General features: G+C 51.9%; 16 protein-coding genes. 3 read left to right on the forward strand and 13 right to left on the reverse strand.

The window, feature by feature from the left end:
- Window positions 1-3: 3 nt before the first annotated feature.
- From H5985_RS02095 to H5985_RS02140, 10 genes are all read right to left on the reverse strand, one after another.
- Window positions 4-864 carry a segregation/condensation protein A gene (locus H5985_RS02095; protein ID WP_205049661.1) on the reverse strand — a complete coding sequence of 287 codons (861 nt, stop codon included), beginning with the start codon at window positions 862-864 and terminating at the stop codon, window positions 4-6.
- A gap of 64 nt (window positions 865-928) precedes the next feature.
- The gene (gene maeA / locus H5985_RS02100; RefSeq protein WP_205049662.1) at window positions 929-2,548 is read right to left on the reverse strand and encodes an NAD-dependent malic enzyme; all 1,620 of its coding nucleotides are present in this window, start codon (window positions 2,546-2,548) and stop codon (window positions 929-931) included.
- Between the two features lie 74 nt (window positions 2,549-2,622).
- On the reverse strand, window positions 2,623-3,303 hold the full coding sequence (locus tag H5985_RS02105; protein ID WP_205049663.1) for a tetratricopeptide repeat protein: 681 nt from the start codon (window positions 3,301-3,303) through the stop codon (window positions 2,623-2,625).
- 72 nt (window positions 3,304-3,375) lie between these two features.
- Window positions 3,376-3,852 carry a peptidoglycan-associated lipoprotein Pal gene (pal, locus tag H5985_RS02110; RefSeq protein ID WP_205049664.1) on the reverse strand — a complete coding sequence of 159 codons (477 nt, stop codon included), beginning with the start codon at window positions 3,850-3,852 and terminating at the stop codon, window positions 3,376-3,378.
- 28 nt (window positions 3,853-3,880) lie between these two features.
- Entirely contained in the window at window positions 3,881-5,167 is a 1,287-nt protein-coding gene (tolB, locus tag H5985_RS02115) for a Tol-Pal system beta propeller repeat protein TolB (protein ID WP_205049665.1), read from the reverse strand.
- A gap of 133 nt (window positions 5,168-5,300) precedes the next feature.
- A complete protein-coding gene (gene purH, locus H5985_RS02120) occupies window positions 5,301-6,854 on the reverse strand; it encodes a bifunctional phosphoribosylaminoimidazolecarboxamide formyltransferase/IMP cyclohydrolase (protein ID WP_205049666.1) in 1,554 nt (517 codons plus the stop codon).
- 68 nt (window positions 6,855-6,922) lie between these two features.
- Window positions 6,923-7,264 carry a helix-turn-helix domain-containing protein gene (locus tag H5985_RS02125; RefSeq protein WP_239481537.1) on the reverse strand — a complete coding sequence of 114 codons (342 nt, stop codon included), beginning with the start codon at window positions 7,262-7,264 and terminating at the stop codon, window positions 6,923-6,925.
- Window positions 7,265-8,248, reverse strand: coding sequence for a tRNA dihydrouridine synthase DusB (dusB, locus tag H5985_RS02130; RefSeq protein WP_205049667.1), 984 nt, complete (start codon window positions 8,246-8,248; stop codon window positions 7,265-7,267).
- 143 nt (window positions 8,249-8,391) lie between these two features.
- Complete coding sequence (locus H5985_RS02135; RefSeq protein WP_205049696.1) at window positions 8,392-9,102, reverse strand: nucleotidyltransferase family protein; 711 nt, start codon at window positions 9,100-9,102, stop codon at window positions 8,392-8,394.
- Window positions 9,103-9,120: 18 nt separating this feature from the next.
- Window positions 9,121-10,131 carry an aminoglycoside phosphotransferase family protein gene (locus H5985_RS02140; protein WP_205049668.1) on the reverse strand — a complete coding sequence of 337 codons (1,011 nt, stop codon included), beginning with the start codon at window positions 10,129-10,131 and terminating at the stop codon, window positions 9,121-9,123.
- Between the two features lie 120 nt (window positions 10,132-10,251).
- Between H5985_RS02140 and H5985_RS02145 the strand changes: the two genes are divergently transcribed.
- Genes H5985_RS02145 through rsmA form a run of 3 tightly spaced genes read left to right on the forward strand, consistent with a single transcriptional unit; the run spans window position 10,252 to window position 14,730 of the window.
- On the forward strand, window positions 10,252-12,606 hold the full coding sequence (locus H5985_RS02145; protein WP_205049669.1) for an LPS-assembly protein LptD: 2,355 nt from the start codon (window positions 10,252-10,254) through the stop codon (window positions 12,604-12,606).
- Window positions 12,599-13,936 (forward strand): peptidylprolyl isomerase, encoded by a 1,338-nt coding sequence (locus H5985_RS02150; RefSeq protein ID WP_205049670.1) that lies wholly within the window; start codon window positions 12,599-12,601, stop codon window positions 13,934-13,936. Before H5985_RS02145 ends, H5985_RS02150 begins: the two co-directional genes overlap by 8 nt.
- Window positions 13,937-13,950: 14 nt before the next feature.
- Window positions 13,951-14,730: a 16S rRNA (adenine(1518)-N(6)/adenine(1519)-N(6))-dimethyltransferase RsmA gene (gene rsmA, locus H5985_RS02155; protein ID WP_205049671.1), complete on the forward strand. Its 780-nt coding sequence runs from the start codon at window positions 13,951-13,953 to the stop codon at window positions 14,728-14,730.
- On the opposite strand, the gene H5985_RS02160 is transcribed toward rsmA, so the two are convergent.
- The 3 genes from H5985_RS02160 to glyS all read right to left on the reverse strand — a co-directional run bounded on the left by H5985_RS02160 (window position 14,727) and on the right by glyS (window position 18,504).
- Window positions 14,727-15,575, reverse strand: a complete 849-nt coding sequence (locus H5985_RS02160; RefSeq protein WP_205049672.1) for a YgjP-like metallopeptidase domain-containing protein — start codon at window positions 15,573-15,575, stop codon at window positions 14,727-14,729. The genes rsmA and H5985_RS02160 overlap by 4 nt on opposite strands.
- 10 nt (window positions 15,576-15,585) lie before the next feature.
- Window positions 15,586-16,344 (reverse strand): lysophospholipid acyltransferase family protein, encoded by a 759-nt coding sequence (locus H5985_RS02165; protein WP_205049673.1) that lies wholly within the window; start codon window positions 16,342-16,344, stop codon window positions 15,586-15,588.
- Between the two features lie 69 nt (window positions 16,345-16,413).
- Window positions 16,414-18,504 (reverse strand): glycine--tRNA ligase subunit beta, encoded by a 2,091-nt coding sequence (gene glyS / locus H5985_RS02170; protein WP_205049674.1) that lies wholly within the window; start codon window positions 18,502-18,504, stop codon window positions 16,414-16,416.
- Window positions 18,505-18,508 lie beyond the last annotated feature (4 nt).

An 18,508-nucleotide genomic window follows, 5' to 3' on the forward strand; every position in this document is an offset into this window, starting at 1 on the left:
GCGTCAGAGTTTTTCGGGCTGAAGCGACAAAAACTTTTTAGAGCAATAAATCGGCGCATAGGGCGCAGCCTGAGTAATGGAAATCAACCCTTCGCGTGAAAGCTCCAAAATCGCCAAAAAGCTCACCACCCGCTCCTGCATTGTCAGGTGGTCCTGAACCAATTCTTCAAAACTGACAAACCGATCTTTTTCCACACGCCTGATAATTGCTGACATGAATTCATGAATGGATAATTCCTGTCTGGAGACGGTGTGGTTGATCTTTAAATCGGCATTTTTAACGACGGCAAGCCAAACCCTCGCCAATTCCTGAGGCAAAACCTCGGGCTCGGGCTGCTCTTCTTCATCAATTGCCACAAACCCACGCCAAAAACCGTCGCCCATCGTCGGTAACGCATTAAGTAACTGCGCCGCCACCTGAATTTTTTCGTATTCAGCCACTTCCCGAAGAATACGTGCTGTGGGGTCCTCTTCCTCTTCACCGTCTTCGCTCACGGGCACAGGCAACAGCAATCGGCTTTTAATCATCATGAGGTCGGCTGCCATCACCAGGTAGTCGCTTGCCAACTCCATGTTCTGCGCACGAATCTGCTCCACATACTCCATGTATTGATCGGTCACGGCTGCTACCGAAATTTCATTGAGGTCAAGCCGTTGCTTACGAATCAGGTAAAGCAAAAGGTCAAAGGGCCCCTCAAAGGACTCTAAAAAGAGTTTGAGTGCATCAGGCGGAATATAGAGATCGTCAGGAAAATGTAAGAGCGGCTCGCCTTTTAAGCGAGCCACCGCCACGACATCTTCAATCGAAGGTGTCGTATCGGGAATCAATTCAGGTGCCACGTCAATGAGCGCATTAGGATTCACAATCGATCTCTATTGAGACGGGCGGGGACAAGCCCCGCCCGAGAAGTTATGAGCCTAAAAAGGATCAGTAACCCGGCGTATACATGCTCGCCTTAATAGCTGCAGGCAAATCCTGCGGTTTTTCGCCGCATGCCAAGCCCTTTTCGTAAGCGTATTCGGCCACAGCCACTGCAATAGCTTCCGAAATTGGACGAATATCGCTCAAGGACGGGTAGAGACTGCCGCGTTCAAGGTCTTCTTCGCTGACCAATTCAGCAAGCTTTCTGGCCGCAGCGAGGAACATGCCGGTAGGCATAGTCTTCGCTTTCACAAAGGTGGCTGCGCGTCCTAAAGCCGGGAACACATAGGAGTTGTTACCTTGACGGGGAACAAAGGTCTTACCGTTGTAATTAACCACATCAAAAGGCGAACCGGAAGCAAAAAGCGCACGACCGTTGGAGAACTGATAAGCCATTTCAGCTGTGCATTCAGCCTTGGAGGTCGGATTCGACAATGCAAACACGATCGGACGTTCGTTAATGGCGCTCATTTCACCGATTACCATGGAATTGAACGCATTTTGCTGAGCGGCCACGCCGACAATAGCTGTCGGGCGCAACTGTTGAATCGCCTGCAGGAAGCTTTCCGCAGGTTGTGCTTCGTGGGCAAACTGACGCTTATGAGCGGAAAGATCCGTTCTTTGAGCAATGACCAAACCCTTGGAGTCAAAAAGGTAGCAGCGCTTACGGGCTTCTTCAATCGGCATACCTTCTTCATCGGCAATGGCTTCGGCAATCAGGTTGGCAATACCGGTTGCGGCTTCGCCCGCGCCCAAAAAGAGCACGCGTTGATCGGCAAGTTTCCCACCCGTCACACGCATGGCGGAGTAAAAACCCGTTAATGCCACACAGGCCGTGCCTTGAATGTCGTCGTTAAAGCAAAGGCTCTTATCTTTCCAACGGGCAAGCAGGCGGAACGCATTGGCGTTACCGAAATCTTCAAACTGAATGAGCACATTGGGCCAACGCTTGCGAGCCGCTACCATAAACTCATCGATCAGTTCGTCGTAGGCCGCACCCGACACACGTTCCTGACGCAAGCCCATGTAAAGGGGATCGGCGAGGTAGGCAGGATTGTTGGTGCCCACGTCAATGACTACAGGCAACGTTTTTTCCGGTGCGACGCCTGCGCAAGCGGTATAAAGAGCGAGTTTGCCGACGGGAATACCCATGCCGTTGACGCCTTGGTCACCCAGGCCCAAAATGCGTTGACCGTCGGTCACCACAATCACCTCAACGTCATCTTGTTTGACGTTGTCCAAAATCTTACCAATCTGGCCCTTTTCCTTCACAGAGATGAACAGTCCGCGCGCCTGCAGAAAGTTGTGACTGAACTTCTGACAAGCTTCACCCACCGTCGGCGTATAGATGATGGGCATCACTTCTTCGATGTTGTCACAGACCACTTTGAAAAAGAGCGTTTCATTGGTGTTATGCAACGCATCCAGATAGAAGTAACGTTGGATGGGCATGGGGAACGTACGCATGAAGGCGACCGCACGACGAGCCTGCTCTTCGAGCGTTTCCACGCGAGCGGGTAAGAACCCTCTCACTCCCAATTGGTCTCTTTGCTCTTCGGTAAAAGCCGAACCACGATTTTGAAGCGGATCACGCAGGATATCCTGCCCACAACGAGAACAAGTCATTTTGAAGTATCTCTAAAGAAAAAACGAGGACCATTCCTCAGGATAAAAATCAGTCTAATTGTAATCCTTAACGCTTAACCGAGTTTTTGAATCTGTGCCAAACGATCTTTGGCTGTTTTAACAGAGTCGGACTTCGGGTAGCGCTTAATCAGCGTGTTGAGCGTCTTTTTCGCCTCATCAATCTGGCCTTCGCTCAATTCCGCAGAAGACTTCATCAAAAGGGCTTCCGGGGCCTTAGCAGATCGCGGATAGACTCGATAGAGATTATTGGTCACCGTGATCGTGCTCTTAAAGTCATTGAGCGAGTAGTAAGAACTTGCACGCCAATAGTCCACATCGGCCATATAAGCCGATTTGGGCCAAGTCTTTTTAAAGGTATTGAGGGCTTTTAAGCAACCGCTGAAATCGCGCTTTTGAAAAAGTGCAATCGCATTTTCAAAGTCACGCCGTTCGGCAGGCTTGACGCTGATCACCCTACCGTTTAATTCCACCCGTGCGGGCTCGACTTCGATCAGGCGCTTATCCATCGTTTCGACCTGACGGGTGAGTTCCTGCATCTGGCCGATCATGCGCTGATTTTCCGAGCGAAGCGCTTCAACCTGAGTCATCAGATCAACCTGAGCGCGTTGACTCGCCTTTAACTGTTCACGCAATTCCAAAATGGCGGTTCTTGCTTCATCATCGGCAAACGCCCACGCAGCGCTTGTCTGCGCTGCGAGCGCCACCATCATCGCTACCACTAGTGTCCGACGCATATTGTCCTTATTCGTTTCAGTTCCCGATAAAACAGAAGGCGCCCGTCATCCGGGCGCTTATCTTCCCTTTAATTACTTCGTGCGATAGATAATGTCTACGCGACGGTTTTGTTGGTAAGACTCTTCGTCATGGCCCAACGCACGGGGACGTTCCTTACCGAAGCTCACGCTTTCCATACGGTCGGCCGGGACACCCAACAGTTGCAGACGGTTTTCAACGCTGTCGCTACGCTTTTGACCGAGGGCGAGATTGTATTCACGACCTCCGCGTTCATCGGTGTTGCCTTCGAGCACAACGGTAGCGCTCGGATGCGTAGCCAGGTACTGAGCGTGCGCTTCGATCATGGCTTGCGACTCGGCAGGAACCGTGTAGCTATCAAAAGCAAAGTAAATGCTTTGCTGGCTCAAGGGCGAATTCGGATTGGAGAACGGATCGCCCGCATACTGAGCATCCGGTCCGTTGGGGTTTAAGTCCACGGAGGAGCAGCCCGTCAAAAGGGCACCGGCCAAACCCAAACTCACCAACAAAATTTTGCTTTTCAATTGCATTTAAAACTCCATTAATTTTTTATCGAATTTATTTCAAAAGCGGTCCCCAAGAGGGTTCACGAATATCCCCTCTTTGACCGGTCAGACGGGTTCTTACCCGACCGTCCAGACTCACGGTCGCCAACACGCCGCGGCCGGCCTCTTCGGTGGCGTACACCAAAATCTTGCCGTTAGGCGCAAAGGTGGGAGACTCGTCTCGCACCGTATCGGTCAAAACCAACTGAGTACCCGTTAAGAGATCCAAAAGCGTCACACGGAACGCGCCGTTAAAACGGGAAATAAAGGCGAGTTTATCGCCCTTGGGGCTGACCGCGGGGCTGATCGCGTACTCGGTACTGTAGGTCACACGCTCGGCAGAGCCTCCTGCCACAGGTTGGCGATAGATCTGGGGCGAGCCCCCGCGATCGGACGTGAAATAAACGTACTGACCGTCGGGACTGAAGACCGGCTCAGTATCAATGCCTTGGCTGTGGGTAAAGCGTCTGACATTGGTGCCGTTTGTACTCATGAGGTAAATGTGCGTGCCGCCTCCCATGGAAAGCGCCACAGCCATCGTTTTACCGTCGGGGCTGAAAGCAGGAGCCGAATTGTTGCCCTTAAAGCTTGCGATGAGGCGCCGCTCGCCCGAGCGGACGTCGTGCAGATAAATCACGGGCTTATTGGCTTCAAAAGAGACGTAGGTCAAAAGCAATCCGTTCGGTGCCCACATCGGTGAGATGATGGACTGATTGCTCTGAAGAGCCGTCTGGGGATTTTCCCCGTCGCAGTCGCTTACCACCAACTCATAAGATTGCGGGCCACGTTGCAAAACATACGCCAAACGCGATGCAAAGATACCGCTCTCGCCTGTGAGTCTTTCATAGATCGCGTCGGCAATGCGGTGAGCGGTCAGACGCAGGTCTCCAGTGCTGGCCACAAACTGCTTTTCATCAATAATCTTATTTTCCGCAGTTCCGAAGAGCTGATAGTTGATGCTAAAGCGCGTATCGGCAAGCTTTTCAATCGAGCCCATCACAAGAGCGGTAGCACCCATCGTTTTCCAGAAGTCCGCACGAGGTTTTTGCAAATCCTCGGCAGGCAACTCACCCATTATCTTGAGTGCACGAAAAGCCCCGCTTCTTTCGAGGTCCGCGGTGATAACCGCGGATAAATCCAGCGGCGAGTCATTGGTTCCCTGAAATCGGGGGATGGCAATCGGCATTTGATTGGCACCCACCCCCGTAATTTCAATGCGAAGTTGAGCCCAGGCAGGCAAGCTTACCCCGGAGGCAAGGCCCGCGCCCGCGGCCAATAACGTTCGACGGTTAATCTGCATGATCAATCCCTTAAAACGGGTATCACAAAAATTGAACTAAAGTGCTTTGATTCTAAAGCAAAAGCGGCGCCAGTCTCATCGATTGGCGCCCATTTTTTCGATTGGTTACGATTGACGCAACCGCTCGAATCAATTAATGACGGAAGTGGCGTTCCCCGGTAAAGACCATGACCACACCGCGTTCATCGGCGGCTTGAATCACTTCTTCATCACGGATGGAGCCGCCCGGCTGAATCACGCAGCTTGCGCCGGCATCGACCACCACATCCAACCCGTCTCTGAACGGGAAAAAGGCGTCGCTGGCCACTGCCGTGTCTTTCAAGCTTAAGCCTGCTTCTTCAGCCTTAATGGAAGCAATGCGGGCCGAATCCACACGGCTCATTTGACCGGCACCCACACCCATCGTCATGCCGTCCTTGGCAAAAACGATCGTGTTGGACTTCACAAACTTCGCTACACGCCAGGCAAAAAGCATGTCCTTGAGCTGTTGAGCGGTGGGTTGTTTCTTCGTGACCACGCGAAGCGCTTCTTCGGAGACAATCTGCAAATCAGGCGTTTGCACCAAAAGGCCGCCGCCCACGCGCTTGAATTCATAGTCGTTGTGGTCTTCACCCATTTCAATCGTAAGAAGCCGCAAATTGGGTTTCTTTTCCAAAATGGCGAGTGCCCCCTCATCGAAAGCCGGTGCCATGATGACTTCTGCAAACTGCTTGGAAATCATCTCAGCACATGCAGCGGTCACTGTCGTGTTAAAGGCCAGGATGCCGCCGAAGGCGCTCTTGGAATCGGTCTTAAAAGCCTTGGCGTAAGCTTCGGCGCTGTCAGCACCCACGGCCACGCCGCAGGGATTGGCGTGCTTGATGATGACGCAGGCCGGTTCCTTAAATTGACGCACGGCTTCCCAAGCAGCGTCGCTGTCGGCAATGTTGTTGTAGGAGAGAGCCTTGCCATGCAGTTGCTTGTAGCTTGCAAGCAAACCTTTACCCACGCAGACTTCACGGTAGAAAGCGGCTTTCTGGTGCGGATTTTCACCGTAGCGCATATCCTGAACCTTCACGAATTGACGGGTGAAGCTTTCCGGGAAGTCTTTCTTTTGGAAGTCTTCATCGAGCGAGGTGAGGTAGTTGGAAATCATGGCGTCGTAACGGGCCGTATGACAGAAAACTTTCTTAGCCAAACGAAGGCGGGTGGCGGCACTGACTTCACCTTTTTCTTTCAATTCAGCCAAAACGCCTGCGTAATCGGCGGGATCGACAACCACCGCTACGCTTTCATGGTTTTTCGCTGCTGCACGAATCATCGTCGGACCGCCGATGTCGATATTTTCGATCGCGTCTTCGAACGTGCAATCGGGCTTGGCGATCGTGGCTTCAAAGGGATAAAGGTTCACAACCACGATGTCGATGGGATCAATACCGTGGTCGGCCAAAGCCTTCATGTGAGCCGGATCCGGACGGCGGGCAAGGAGCCCCGCGTGAATCTTCGGATTCAAGGTCTTCACGCGACCGTCGAGCATTTCAGGAAAGCCCGTGTAATCGGCCACTTCCTGCACGGGGATGCCGGCTTCGGCAATCATCTTGGCCGTGCCGCCCGTCGAGAGTAAGTGATAGCCCAGGGCGGCAAGTTCACGGGCGAACTCCACCACTCCGGTCTTATCCGAAACACTCAATAAAGCTTGTTTACGCATAATGAATTGTCCTTATAAATAAAATTGAAAAAAATAAAAAAACAAAATCCGTACGACCCGGCGTTTTATCAGCCGAGCTTATAAAACTGCAACTTCTTGTGCAGCGTGTTGCGATTGATTCCCAAGAGCTGCGCGGCGGCGCACTTATTGTGCCCGGTGCGCTTCATGGCGAATTCCAGCAAAGGCTTTTCCACCGCCTGAATAACCATCGGGTAGAGCTCGTGGTGGGGACGCATCCCGTCGAGCGTGTCAAAATAGGCCTGTAAATTACGAATCACGGCTGCCTCAAGCGACTCATCGCGGATGGCATCGGACGTCTGAGACATCATCGGATTCTCAGTCAGGACCTCTTGTTTTTTGATTGTATCGGAAACCATATCAACGAACACAAAATCAGAGAGAAAAGTCAATCAAAGCCATCCTTGGACGGCAAAATAGTCTTGCAAAAGCTTACCCTGAGTACGGGCATCACCTGCTTGGCAAATTTGAGCCCTCACGGTTTCAAAACCGCTCCAGCCCGTGAGATACCAAAGCAGGTGCTTTCGAAAAGTCATCACGGCTACGGGCTCTTCGTAGCACTCAAAATGCCACCGCCAGTGCCTTAAAATCGCCTGCACCTTCTCCTCTTGGGTGGTGGCTCGGACGCATCCATTTTCAAGCGCCTCTTTTATTTCTTTAAAAAGCCACGGGTGGCCGAGTGCGGCGCGGCCGATCATCACGGCTGCCGCCCCCGTATATTGCAACACAGCTCGGGCACGGTTGGCATCGGTAATGTCCCCGTTTGCCACAACCGGTATCGCTACCGTTCGTGCCACTTGGGCAATCGTGTCATACTCAACAGAGCTGTCAAAGCCGCCTGTGCGCGTTCTGCCATGAATCGTAACCATCGCAAAACCGGCCTTTTGAGCAGTCTGCGCAAAGGTAAGTGCGTTTTTATGCGCTTCATCCCAACCTGTGCGACACTTCAAAGTGACCGGCACTCCGCACTCCTTTGAGACCTCACCCAGTACCGAAAGAATTTCAAGCGCCAAGGGCTCTTCTTTCATCAAAGCCGAACCGCAGGCAACATTGCAGACCTTTTTAGCAGGGCACCCCATATTGAAATCCACCACCTGGGCACCGGCTTCACAGGCCCAGTAAAAAGCGTCTTTTAAAGCCGCGGGATCCGCTCCTAAAAGCTGCACCGCACGGGGCGCTTCATCGTCAAAAAACTTCACCCTTGCCAGTGTTTTTCGACTTTTTCTCAGTTGGGCCGCGCTCGCCACCATCTCTCCTACCGCATAGTCCGCCCCGAACTCCCGGCAAAGACGCCTGAAAGGTGCATCGGTGACTCCGGCCATCGGTGCTAAAAAAAGAGAGCCCTCTATGCGATACCGCCCCAGATTGATTCCCATCGGAAAATTTCTCTAAAAATACTCCGGCACTTTTGCGAGACAATGACATCATTGTAACGAGAGTGCCTACTTTTTGAGCAATTTCTGCTCTTTGTCTGATTCAAAACAAAGTTCTGGCCGAAAATATCTGAGCCCGACTCTACCTATTGTGTTTTCTTTGAAAAATTCAACGACTTAGCTTCACGCTGAGCTAATTTTTCAAGCGCCTCAGGGGTTCCCACATTTTCCCAAAAACCGTTAAAAACTTCCCCGGTTACGCGTCCCTCATCAATGAAACGGTAAAACCACGGGAAAAGTTTGGAAAACACCACGGGCACCTCTTTAAAAAGGCTCGGAGAAAAAAGACCGATACTCGAATAGGTGTAAGAGCGATTCACCCGAGTCACTTTTCCGTCAACAAGTCCCATGTCCCCTTCGGGATGAAAATCGGGATTAGGAACCAGGACCAAGTGAGCCAAAGCATCCCCCTCTCGAATTCTTTGAGCAGGTTCACCTAAAAGTGTGGCGAAATCAAAGTCGGTTGCGATATCGCCCGCCACCACAATAAAGGGTTCTTTGCCGTCAGACAGTAGCGGCAAAGCCTTGGCAATCCCGCCCAGGGTTTCGAGCGACTCGTCGTAATTTTTCCCTTCAACCGAGTAGGCAATGCGGGCACCGCGATAGTACTGTCCCAGTGCGGGCAAAAAAGTGTTGGATAAGTGCGCCGTGTTGATAACTACATCGGTAATCCCCGCACGCACCAAGGCATCAATAGGCCAGTCAATCAGGCGACGGGAGCCTGCCATCAACAATGGCTTTGGTAACACATCGGTAAGAGGCCTCATTCGCTTGCCGCGGCCTGCCGCTAGAATCATTGCCCGCACGGTCAACTCCTAAAACGTATAGCCGTACTTAGGCACACAGTCTTCAATCTGATCAATCAGGAAAAGCAGGGCCTTCAATTCATCGTAGCGGTGCGCGGTCTGCCTGACGTAGTTGATAAAGCGCGGGGTATCGGCAAGATACTTTTCCTTGCCGTCGCGATAATTCAACCGCGCAAAAATCCCCAAAATCTTTAAGTGCCGCTGCAGTCCCATCCATTCCACATCTTTCCAAAAGATTCCAAAATCTTCCGGCACGGGAATGCCTGCACTGCGAGCCTTCTCCCAGTAACGGATCGTCATATCGATCACAAACGTTTCGTTCCAGCTGATAAACGCATCACGTAAAAGCGAAGCAATATCGTAGGAAACCGGACCGTAGACCGCGTCCTGATAATCGAGAATCCCGGGGCCGCCCGAAGCCATGGGCATCAGGTTACGTGGCATGTAGTCGCGATGAACAAAGACCTTGGCCTGGGCCAAATTATTTTGAAGAATGCGCTCAAAACATACTTTTAACAAAGCGCTTTGTCTTTCATCGAGCGTTTTACCGCGATGTTTACTGATATACCATTCAGGAAACAGATTGAGTTCGCGTGTTAAAAGGGCACGGTCATACTCGGGCAACACGCCGGGCTCAGAAATACTTTGCCACTGAACCAATGCGTCAATAGCCTTACCCATTAATTCGCGGGCATTATCTTCGTTTAAAACATTGAGATAAGTCTTCTCTCCCAAATCCGTTAAGAGCAAAAAGCCCTTTTCGACACTTTGCTCGTAGATATGGGGCACCGTGAGTTTGGCTTTTTCAAATAACGAGGTCACGCAAATAAAGGGACGAACGTCCTCATGATCGGTCGGCGCATCCATCACGATATAGGTTTTGCCGTCACGGTCGGCCACTCTGAAGTAGCTTCGAAAGCCCGCATCCGTGCTGGCCGGTTTTTCCGTTGAAAGATCCAGATTGTATCGTTCGGCAATCGAACCCAACCATTCATGGCGTTCATTTTGACGTTCGGTCATGCATCCCCCGATGATTTCTTACAAATTCCTGGGCGAAATTATGACACGATGCAACAAGAGCGCCAAACGCTTCCGCTATAATGGGCGAAAACTGTTTGACAAACCTAATTCATTCATTTCATGTCGGATTTTTCCAAGACTACCCGCAAGGGGCTGCCGGCACTCAAAATGCTGAGCCTGGCTTGTGCGCTTGCCTGCGCAAGCTACGCTCATGCGCAGGCCAGTGACGCCGTGCGTCTTCGTACCGCAAGCTCCTTGAGTGACTCCTCTCAGCTTGTCAACGAAAACAGTGCAAGCTTTATTTCGGCCGACCAAATGGAAACGACCGATGACGAGATTATTCTGCGTGGTGACGCTGAGGTTCGTCGTGCCCGCACGCTCATTCGCGGTGACAATATTACCTACACCCAATCGTCCGATACCGTAGACGTTCAGGGTAACGCCGTGGTGCTTCGCGACGGCGTGCGTTTTGCGGGCCCCGAGCTCAACTACCAGATTGAAACCCAAACGGGCGAAATGCAGGACGCAAGCTACGAGTATCCGGCCCGGCGCATTCAAGGTAAAAGTAAATACGCCCGATTTGAAAGCGGCGAATCCACTCAATTGCGTCAAGCCACTTTGTCAACCTGCAAACCCGGCAGCAAAGCCTGGTGGATTGAAGCCGATACGCTCACCATCGATGAAACGACCAACATGGCCACGGCCCATGATATGAGTTTTCACTTGGCGGGCTTGCCGGTGATGGGCCTGCCCTATGCGTTTTTCCCGGTCGGCACCGACCGTCAAAGCGGTCTTTTGACGCCTACGATCGGCATGAGTTCCGAGTTGGGTCTTGATTATGCACAGCCCATCTATTGGAACATTGCACCGAACTACGACTACACCTTTACGCCACGCCTCGTCACCCGCCACGGCATTATTCTCGGAAACGAATTCCGATTCCTGACTCCCAACATGGGTGCCACGATGGTCTACGACTACATGCCGCATGACCGCCGTGAAGGCGACAGCCGTTACGGTGCAAAGGTTGACGGTTGGGCGAAGTGGAACGACATTAACTTCAAAGCCAATTACAACAAAGTCAGCGACGGTGACTACCTCGATGACTTCTCAGGCGAATTTAACGAAAGCGACGAATCCGTTTTGCCGCAAGACCTCTCGATGAGTTACGGCAAAGACTTCTGGAATGCATCCTTGAGCGTACGCAAAAATCAAGTCCTTGACCGTACCGACCACGATCCGGTTGACAGACCTTATGAAAAGGTTCCGGAATTCCGTTGGAGCGCCTACTACGCCGACTTCCACGGCTTTGAAATTTCAAGCACTTTGGAAGCGACGCGCTTTAAGCATCAGGAAGAAGACTATAAGCCCGAGGGCGATCGCTTCTATATGAACCACTCCATCGCCTACCCGATGAGGGGTGCCGCCTGGTTCATTACCCCGAAGGCCATGATTACGGGCGTTTCCTATAACCTCACAGGTTTAGAAAATCTCAATAAGGGGTTCCAGGATTTCGTGGGCTATGAAAAGCACTCCAGTTTCACTGTCCCAACTTTCAGCTTGGATAGCGGTCTTATTTTCGAGCGCGATACCTCCTGGTTCGGCAGTGACGCCACTCAAACGTTTGAACCGCGACTTTTCTACGTCTACACCCCCTATCGTGACCAAAGTCACATGCCGGTTTTTGATAGCTCCTACGCAGATTTGAGTTTCGGCAGTTTCTTCCTGGAAAACGAGTTCACGGGTCATGACCGAGTATCCGAAGCCAATCAGTTGTCACTTATTTTGACCTCTCGCTATTTGGATCGCAAAACCGGTTTTGAATGGTTGCGTGCCTCCATCGGCCAACGCTTTTACTTCTCTGACCAGAACGTAGGGTTAAATAAGTACACCATTAACGATTGGTACAGATATCGCTATTTGAAAGCCGAAGGTATCAATGAAGACCGAAAGAGCGACTATCTGGCAAACGTCACAGCCCATTTAACCAAAGACGTGACGTTCTCGACCACGGCGCAGTATTCCACCACCGAGACGCGTATCACGCGTATGAACGCCGGTATCCGTTGGCAGCCCAAACCCTCCTCAGTTGTGGGTCTTTACTATCGCTTCGACGATTTGAAGACCACGCCGGAAGTGGACCGCATCCGTCAGATTGACTTCGGTGTGCAGTGGCCGCTCAGTAACTCCTTCTATGGTTTAGCCCGCTACAACTACGACTTGGATGCCGGCAAAACCGTTGATGCCATCGCCGGTGTCGAATACGCTGCAGACTGCTGGGCTTTGCGCTTTGTGGGCCAGAAGGTGCTCGACAGCGAAGACAAATACGATTACCGATTCTATGTTCAACTGGAGTTGACCGGATTGGGCGGCATCGGTTCCGATCCTCTTGAAACCTTGCGTCGTGCCATCCCGGGCTATCGACCTGTTACCGATCAACCCGGCGCAGCCGGACTGTATGACTACTATGAATAAGATGAAATGCATGGCGTTGCTTGCCGCCTTCTCTGCAAGCGTTTGTATGGCTCAAACGAAGGCTGATTCCTCCCAGGCACCGGCCCCTCAGGTGCTCAATGCCGTCGTAGCCGTAGTCAATAACGATGTGATCACGACGGGGGAACTGGCTGAGCGCGCTCACTCGGCAGCACTCAACCTTCGCCGTCAAAAAATTCAATTGCCCCCGATGCCGCAGCTGCGCGCTCAGGTTCTTGAACAATTAATCCTTGAACGCGCCATTGCTCAACGTGCACGCGAAACCGGTATCCGAGTCGATGACGGTGTGGTTAATGCCACGATCGAGCAGATCGCTCAACAAAATAAGATTTCAGTAGCTGAACTTCGCCGCCGTTTGTCTTTAGATGGCGTCACTTTCCCGCAATTCCGAGAAGAAATTCGCTCTCAAATCATCACGCAACGCTTGCGTGAACGTGAAGTGGATGAAGAAATCAAGATTCCTGAAAGCGAAATCGATGCCTTTTTGGCCGATCAAGCAGGCTACAACATCAATGATACGATCGAATACGACGTGTCTCATATCTGGATTCCGACCTCTGAAGGGATGAGCTCAGAAGAGTTGCGCGCTGCCCACAATACGGCTGAAGATATCCTCGAGCGTGCCCAAGACGGTGAAGACTTCGGTCAGTTGGCCGCCAGCTACTCCAAAGCTAGCGATGCTTTAGAAGGCGGCAATCTCGGTTGGAGAACGCTCTCACAGATGCCGACTGCTCTGGCTTCTGCCGTGCGTGACGCTCGCCAAGAGTCCTCCCGCATTGCCATGAATGTGAGCTCTGACGGCTACTACATCGTCAAAGTCAACGGTCGACGCGACGGCGTGAAAACGAAACTGGCTGGCGGCCCTGTCACCCAAACGCACGCCCGCCACATTTTGATGGCTGTCACCCCGGTCACCGATGAAGCTACGGTTCTTAACCGCTTAAACGACATCCGTAACCGTTTGGTCAACAACAAAGAAGATTTTGCAACGCTCGCCCGTCTGCACTCCGTGGACGGCTCAGCCACCCGAGGCGGTGACCTTGGTTGGTTGCACCCGGGCGATACGGTACCTGCGTTTGAAGCGGCCATGAATAAGCTTCAACCCGGCGAAGTGAGCCAACCGATCAAAACTCAGTACGGCTACCACCTCATCCAAGTCGTGGATCGCCGCGAAGAGGCGATGGACGCCGAGCGCATGCGCTTTATGGCCCGTCAGATTCTGCGTCAGCGCAAACTGGCTGAAGCAACGGCTACCTGGCAGCGTGAACTGCGTGACCGTGCTTACGTTGAAATTCGTCGCGACGAGCTCTAAGGGGTAAATCTTTCATGCAAAACGGTTTAGCCGGCCATCGGGCAAGAAAGCGTTTCGGGCAGAACTTTCTGCACGATGAGCATTGGATTGAGCGTATCGCCCGCACAATAGACCCAAAACCCGAAGACACCATTGTCGAAATCGGACCGGGTCAGGCAGCGCTCACCCGAAAAATGATTGCCGGAGCCGGTTACGCCACAGCGGTTGAGATCGATCGTGATCTCGCCGCATGGCTAAAAGAGACCTTTCCCGATACGCTCACGCTCATTGAAGCCGATGCACTCAAACTTGATTGGACCCAGGTGCATCCTGATGCGAGGCTGCGTGTGGTCGGCAACCTCCCCTACAACATCTCTAGCCCCCTGCTCTTTCACCTGATGACGGTCGCTGACCGCGTGATCGATCAGCACTTCATGCTTCAAAAAGAGGTGGTTGATCGCATGGTGGCTGCCCCCGGCAGCAAAGTCTATGGCAGACTCTCGGTGATGCTTCAGTATCGCTATCGTATGCAAAAGATGTTTGATGTGCCGCCGGGTGCCTTTACGCCTGCCCCTAAAGTCACAAGCTCCATCGTGCGCATGATTCCGAAAAATCGTGATGAGATGCCCCCTGTCAACTGGGAGCGTTTTTCTGAAATTGTCGCGGCGGCTTTTAATCAGCGCCGCAAGACCCTTCGCAATGCACTCGGCAAATTACTCACCGAAGAGCAAATAAAAAGCGTGGGCGTGGATCCTACGCTACGCGCTGAGGCTCTCGATGTGGCAGCCTTTGTAAAGCTTGCCAATATCGCCTAAAACGGCAACATCGGCATGTACACGCCTTTGAGGGCCCGTCGGGCCCTTTCATAATCCGGATAAATCTCTCCCACCCGCTTCCAGAATCGGTCACTGTGGTTCATTTCATCAAGATGGGCCAATTCATGCGCAATCACATAGTCAATTAAGTGTGGATCCAGATGAATCAAGCGCCAATTCAGTCTGATGCGGCGATCGGCACTGCAGGAGCCCCAGCGCCCCTTTGCGCTCGATAAACCCCAACCGCTGAAACTCACTAATGCATGACCGGCTATCGTCTGAATACGGTCGCCTAGATAGCGTTCTGCCTCTTTCTTAAACCAGACCTGCACCCAGTCTTTAACCCGCTCTTCCTGCGTGTTTTTAGCAGTATTGACAATCAATTCCCAAGCGTGAGCGCCTTCAGAAAAGAAGACGGACTTTGCCGCAGGATCCAGGCGCAATGTTAGTGGGCGTCCTAAATAAGGAAGTTGCGCACCGTCGACAAAGCGCACACTCTGCATACCGACTTCTTTTTGCCAACGCTCAAATTCAGCGAGTTTCTTTTGAATCCAGCCCTCTTTTTGCTGAAGCATCTTCTCAATTTCAGCAACCGAAACCCAGCGTGGTGCTCTGACTGTCAAGCCTCTCTCATCGATTATGAAACCCACGCTTTTGCGTTTGGCGCGCTCGAGCCGATAGTTCACAACGGGCGTTAACTCAAAATCCTTTTTTCCCACCGAAGGCTCTTTGGACAAATGAGAAGACCCGTCGGACTCCTGAGGCTCTTTTTTCTTCACCTCACGGATCGCCGATTTGGCCTCATTGAGCCAATCTTGGAAAAAATCAAACGCCAATTGCTTCACGAAATTGTCCTTACGGTTTTTCAAATTCGTTAGTGACCTTACTGCCGTAGAGCTCTGGTGAAATCACGTGCATTTCGCCTTCGATCCAGGCCACTAATTCTTCCTGCACCGCCTCAAACGTTCGCCCTTCGGTTTTAATCATCGGACCGACCGACAAGGTGATCAAACCCGGTGTTTTGGAAATCGAATTTCTGGGCCAGCATTCACCGGAATTAAGTGCAATGGGAATAATCGGCGTACCCGTCGCTACGGCAAAACGGGCGCCGCCAGATTTGTAGTGCGTTTTCTGTCCCGGGGCCGTGCGGGTACCTTCCGGAAACATGGCAAGCCACCATCCCTTATTGAGAAACTCTTTACCCTGCTTCATAAATTGCTCATAGGCCCGGGAACCTTTTTTGCGGTCAATGGCCATCATGTGCAAGGTGGCAAGGGCTTGACCGAACACCGGCACGTAATGCAATTCCTTTTTATACACAAAGCTTGTCCGATGCGGGATGACTGAACCCAAAGCGAAAATATCCCAGGCAGATTGGTGCTTGGAGAGCACCAGAACCGACGTGCCGTCCCTGGGGAAATTTTCCAGACCCTTAAATTGATAGCGCATGCCGCAAATGACTTCTCCCATCTTGAGCATAAAGCGCGCCCAGTTCATCGCGAAACGGTAGCGAAAGGCAAGGGATGCCGGATACAAAATGATGAGCACAATAGCCAACGGCACAAGTGTCACCGCTAAAACCAGGTAGTAAATCCAACCTCGGATCGTTGACATAGTTGATTCCCAATACGCGAAAGGCCCCGTTACGGAGCCTTTCGCTTGAAGTGATTCTCTAAAGAAAAACTACTTTGCTAAGCGCGAAAGCTCAGCCACCATGTTCATTGTACGATGTAAACGCCACAGTAGGGCCAAACGATTGGCACGTACACGGGCGTCTTCAACATTGACCATGACGTCTTCAAAGAAACAGTCAACCGGTGCTTTCATGGGAGCTAGTCCCTTTAAAAGATCCGTGTAGTGACCGGCTTCGTAGTGAGCCTTAGCTTTGGGTTCAGCCACACACAGTGCTTCGTACAAAGCTTTTTCTGCTTCGGAATCAAAAAGCGCCACATCCACCACATCGGTTTCAGGAACGGTCTTCTTAAGGATATTACCGATACGCTTATTGGCTGCAGCCAAGGCTTCGGCTTCAGGCAATTGAGCAAAAGCACGAACAGCCTGAAGTCTGGCGGGGACATCGAGCACCATCGTCGGGTGCGTTGCAAGCACCGCATCAACCTCTTGAGCGCTATAGCCCTTGTCCTTAAACATCACGCGCAGACGATCTTCAAAGAAGGCGAGAAGCTCATCTCGGGCGTCCCTAACGTTTGCGACTTCCTTCATCGCTTCGTAGCCGATGTTAACAAGGTCAGTGATTGCCACGTTGAGATTCTTTTCAATCAACATGCGCAAAACACCTAAGGCGTGACGACGAAGCGCAAACGGATCCTTATCACCCGTGGGCATCTGACCGATACCGAAAAGGCCCGAAAGGGTTTCAAGCTTATCGGCTAAAGCCACAGCCAAGCTAACGGGCGTAGAGGGTAAGGCGTCACCCGCAAAGCGCGGTTGATAGTGCTCACGAATAGCAAGCGCCACTTCTTCATCTTCCCCGTCATGCAAAGCGTAGTATTCGCCCATAATGCCTTGCAATTCCGGGAATTCTCCGACCATCAGGGTTAAGAGGTCAACTTTGGCCAACTGGGCAGCACGCACGGCTTGATCACGGTTGGCTCCGATCAAGTCAGCAACCTTAGCGGCAATGGCTTTAACGCGTTCCACGCGTTCGGCCTGGGTACCGAGTTTATTGTGGTAAACCACATTCTTTAAAAGCGGAATGCGGCTTTCAAGCGTTTGCAGTTTATCCTGATCGTAGAAGAACTTGGCGTCCGCTAAACGAGCGCGCACCACACGGGCGTTACCGGCGCTGATCGCATCGCCTCCGTCCTTGGCTTTCAATTGAGACACAAGGAAGAAGCGATTCATCAAACGACCCTTTTCGTCCTGCACGGCAAAATACTTTTGATTTTGCTGCATCGTGAGAATCAGGCATTCCTGCGGCACTTTGAGGAATTCTTCTTCAAAGCTTGATTCATAAATCACAGGCCACTCGGTGAGCGCCGTGACTTCATCGATCAAATCTTCAGGCATGATGGCTTCGCCATGGATCGCACGGGCGCCTTCAACCACATCGTGCACGATCTTTTCACGGCGCTTGGCAAAAGAAGGCATAACCTTGGCTTCGGTCATCATCTGCTCTTCATAACCGTCAGCGCTCTTAATGGCAATCAATTCATGCGTGTGGAAGCGATGGCCGCTAGTCAATCGGTCGGCTTTGAGTCCCAAAAGGGACACGGGCACCACGTCTTCACCGTAGAGCACCACCAAGTGCTTGGCCGGGCGCACGAAAGACACCGTCGTTTCACCATCAGCCAATTGGTAATGCATCACCTTCGGAATCGGCAGATTAAAGGCTGCAGCTTCCAAAGCGGTTTGAAGGCCATGGGCCAATTCAACACCGGGGCGAATGCCTTCGTAGAAGAGCTGTACGTTTTTGCCGTCATCGACTTGCTTTAAGCTCTTGACATCGGCATCAATCCCCAGGGCTTTCATCTTCTTTAAAAGCGCGGGGGTAGCGTTACCCTCGGCATCCAAACCCACCTTTACGGGAACGAGCTTTTGCTTAAAGGCTTCATCGGGAGATTTGGCCAAAACGTTCGTCACCAAAGCGGCGAGGCGGCGTGGAGAGCCGTAAACCGTCGTTCGGCTGCCGTCGGCCAAAAAGTGCTGAGAGGCTAAGCTCTTCGTCAAGTTCTGCGCAAACGCTTCGGAGAGTTTTTTAAGAGCCTTCGGCGGCAACTCTTCGGTTTGCAATTCCACTAACAAACTGGTCATTTTT

Origin of the sequence: Parasutterella secunda (assembly GCF_016901835.1) — a bacterium.
In the GTDB taxonomy this organism is placed as follows: domain Bacteria; phylum Pseudomonadota; class Gammaproteobacteria; order Burkholderiales; family Burkholderiaceae_F; genus Aphodousia; species Aphodousia faecavium.

What these genes read in the sequence shown, in the direction of transcription:
- maeA (WP_205049662.1), bottom strand. Translation starts at nt 2,548, where the DNA reads ATGACTTGTTCTCGTTGTGGGCAGGATATCCTGCGTGATCCGCTTCAA.
- H5985_RS02105 (WP_205049663.1), bottom strand. Translation starts at nt 3,303, where the DNA reads ATGCGTCGGACACTAGTGGTAGCGATGATGGTGGCGCTCGCAGCGCAG.
- pal (WP_205049664.1), bottom strand. Translation starts at nt 3,852, where the DNA reads ATGCAATTGAAAAGCAAAATTTTGTTGGTGAGTTTGGGTTTGGCCGGT.
- tolB (WP_205049665.1), bottom strand. Translation starts at nt 5,167, where the DNA reads ATGCAGATTAACCGTCGAACGTTATTGGCCGCGGGCGCGGGCCTTGCC.
- purH (WP_205049666.1), bottom strand. Translation starts at nt 6,854, where the DNA reads ATGCGTAAACAAGCTTTATTGAGTGTTTCGGATAAGACCGGAGTGGTG.
- dusB (WP_205049667.1), bottom strand. Translation starts at nt 8,248, where the DNA reads ATGGGAATCAATCTGGGGCGGTATCGCATAGAGGGCTCTCTTTTTTTA.
- H5985_RS02135 (WP_205049696.1), bottom strand. Translation starts at nt 9,102, where the DNA reads ATGATTCTAGCGGCAGGCCGCGGCAAGCGAATGAGGCCTCTTACCGAT.
- H5985_RS02140 (WP_205049668.1), bottom strand. Translation starts at nt 10,131, where the DNA reads ATGACCGAACGTCAAAATGAACGCCATGAATGGTTGGGTTCGATTGCC.
- H5985_RS02145 (WP_205049669.1), top strand. Translation starts at nt 10,252, where the DNA reads ATGTCGGATTTTTCCAAGACTACCCGCAAGGGGCTGCCGGCACTCAAA.
- H5985_RS02150 (WP_205049670.1), top strand. Translation starts at nt 12,599, where the DNA reads ATGAATAAGATGAAATGCATGGCGTTGCTTGCCGCCTTCTCTGCAAGC.
- rsmA (WP_205049671.1), top strand. Translation starts at nt 13,951, where the DNA reads ATGCAAAACGGTTTAGCCGGCCATCGGGCAAGAAAGCGTTTCGGGCAG.
- H5985_RS02165 (WP_205049673.1), bottom strand. Translation starts at nt 16,344, where the DNA reads ATGTCAACGATCCGAGGTTGGATTTACTACCTGGTTTTAGCGGTGACA.
- glyS (WP_205049674.1), bottom strand. Translation starts at nt 18,504, where the DNA reads ATGACCAGTTTGTTAGTGGAATTGCAAACCGAAGAGTTGCCGCCGAAG.